Origin of the sequence: Methylobacterium ajmalii, assembly GCF_016613415.1 — a bacterium.
Classification (GTDB): Bacteria; Pseudomonadota; Alphaproteobacteria; order Rhizobiales; family Beijerinckiaceae; genus Methylobacterium; species Methylobacterium ajmalii.
In genome coordinates, this window is record NZ_JACWCT010000035.1 from 1 (window position 1) to 2,336 (window position 2,336).

Sequence of the window (2,336 nt, forward strand, 5' to 3'; positions counted from 1 at the left end):
GGCCGGTCGTGCGGCCGCGCCTCGTGCTCGCCGGCCCGTCGTTCGAGGCCGGGGACGCGCCGGTGCTCTCCGACCTCGACGGCAAGGCGCACGGCGCCTACGGCCTGGAGGGACGGCCGGCGGTGATCCTGGTCCGGCCGGACGGGCACATCGCCTTCCGGGACGCCGCCGGGCGGCCCGATCGGCTCGCCGCCTATTGCCGGCGGGTCTTCGGGGCGGGCGCCGGAGCCTGAGGCGGGTCGCCCGCGGCCCGGGCCCGCCTCACCGCGCCCCGCGCTTCAGGTCGTCGGCGATCAGCAGCGCGCTGCGCCCGTCGCCGGCCTCCGCCAGGCGGTTGCGGTAGACCTGCAGGTTCTCGGTCACCCGCTGGACGTAGTTGCGGGTCTCGGTGAACGGGATGCGCTCGACCCAGTCGACCGGGTCGACGCCCGCGCTGCGCGGATCGCCGTAGGCGTCGATCCACTTCTTCACGTTGCCGCCGCCCGCATTGTAGGCCGCGAAGGCGAGGATGTAGGAGCCGCGCCAATCCTCCATCAGCTCGCCGAGATGGGCCTGGCCGAGGCGGGCGTTGTAGGCCGGGTCGCTGGTCAGGCGGTCGGTGTCGAAGGCGGCGGAGACCCGGCGGGCGGTGCGTTGGGCGGTCGCCGGCATCATCTGCATCAGGCCGCGCGCCCCGACGCTCGATTGCGCGCGGGGATCGAACTGGCTCTCCTGGCGGGCGATGGCGAAGACCATCGCGCGCTCGACCTGCGGCACGGCCGCGGACGCCTCGTAGGTCGGGATGCCGTTGGTCGGGTAGGCATGGCGGTCGAGCGGCAGGCCGCGCTGCACCGCGGTCTTGCCGATCGCCACGAGCGCCCGGGGATCGTTGAGCGCCATCGCCACGTCGCCGAGCGCGTTGAGTTCCGCCGGGTCGGTCAGGCGCTGGGCGAAGTCCATGTAGAGCGGGAGCATCAGCTCCTTGAGGCCGGCGGCGGCGAGCAGGCGCAGCGCCCGCACGGCATTGCGGTTCTCGAAGGCGGTGCGGGCGGCCTCGTCCAGGATCTGGCACGGCCGCAGGGCGAGGGAGGCCTGGCCGAGCTTCGCCCGGGCGAGCTGGCCGTAATAGGCGATCGGCTGGGCGCTCGCACGCTCGTAGAAGGCCCGGGCCTCGGCGGCCTGGCCCATCGCGTCCGCGGCGCGGCCCTGCCAGTAGGCGGCGCGGGCGACCGAGATCGGGGTCTCGGCGATCGCCGCGGCGTTGGCGAAGTGCTTGGCGCCGAGGGCCGCGTCGTCGAGGAAGCGCAGCGCGATCCAGCCGGCATGGAACTCGGCCTCGATCCGCTTCTCGACCGAGCGGGCGCTGTGTCCGGCGGCGACCGCGTAGGCGGTCTTGGCGTCACCGGCGTCCAGGAGCTTGCGGGCGACGATGCGGCGCTCGACCCACCACTCGTCGGGATCGGCCAGAACCTCGGGGTTGCGGGGCGCCAGCGCCATCACGGCGGCCGCCTCCGCCGGCTTGTCGAGACGGCGCAGGTACTGGGCGCGGGAGAAGAGGTAGGAGGAATCCTGGCGCAGGCTCGGCGGCACGGCGTCGAGAGCCGCACCCGCATTCGCGGCCTTGGCCTCGACGGCGCGGCGCGCCCGCACCAGGGTGCCGTAGGCCTTGCCGGCGTAGGCGGCGGCGCGGCCGGCGGTCTCCCAGTCCTCCTTCATCAGCGCCCGCTCCATGCGGTAGCGGTGATCGATCTCGGTGATCGTGCCCGGGAAGGCGTCGAGGACCTTGAGCTCCAGGGTGCGGCCGAAGGAATCCTCGCGCCACAGGTCGCGGGCGAGGGACGCGGCGTCCTCGGGCAGCCCGTCGGCCTTGAAGGCGAGGGCCAGGGCGAACTTGCCCGGCGCGCTCTGCGGCTTGCGGGCGGCGAAATAGGCCCGCACCAAGGCCGGACCCTTGCGCTGGGAGAGCAGGGCCTCCTCGGCGCGCCGGCGCACCAGGCCGCCCACCGGCCAGTCCGGGTTGTCGCGGATGAACGAGACCGTGCGCTCGAAGCCGATGCCGGCCCCGGCCCGGATCGCCACCCAGTCGAGGAGGGCGCGGGCGGCCGGGTCCTTGAGCCCGTCGCGCAGGCGGTCGCCCTCGCTCACCTGGCCGCGCCGGTAGGCCTCGACCGCGCTGCGCAGGGCCGGGCCGTCGACCTCGGTGCCGAGCGCCGGGCGGCCCGGATCGGGCACCGGCGGCACCGGGGCCGGGGGGGCGATCGCCGCATCCGGGATCGGGAAGGGGATCGGCGCCTCGGTGTCGGCGGAGGCGAAGGCCGCGGCGGCCGCCGGCAGCCGGCTCCCGCCCTCGGCGGCGG

The 2,336-nt window shown here is 75.3% G+C and carries 2 protein-coding genes; one reads left to right on the forward strand and one right to left on the reverse strand.

The genetic code is table 11. The features are described from left to right. On the forward strand, positions 1–233 hold a 233-nt coding region (locus tag HPY23_RS06490), incomplete at its 5' end, for a peroxiredoxin family protein (protein WP_420891308.1). A gap of 28 nt (positions 234–261) precedes the next feature. Here the strand turns inward: HPY23_RS06490 and HPY23_RS06495 are convergent. Beyond that, positions 262–2,336: lytic transglycosylase domain-containing protein (locus tag HPY23_RS06495; protein WP_200649580.1), on the reverse strand; the 2,075-nt coding region annotated here is incomplete at its 5' end.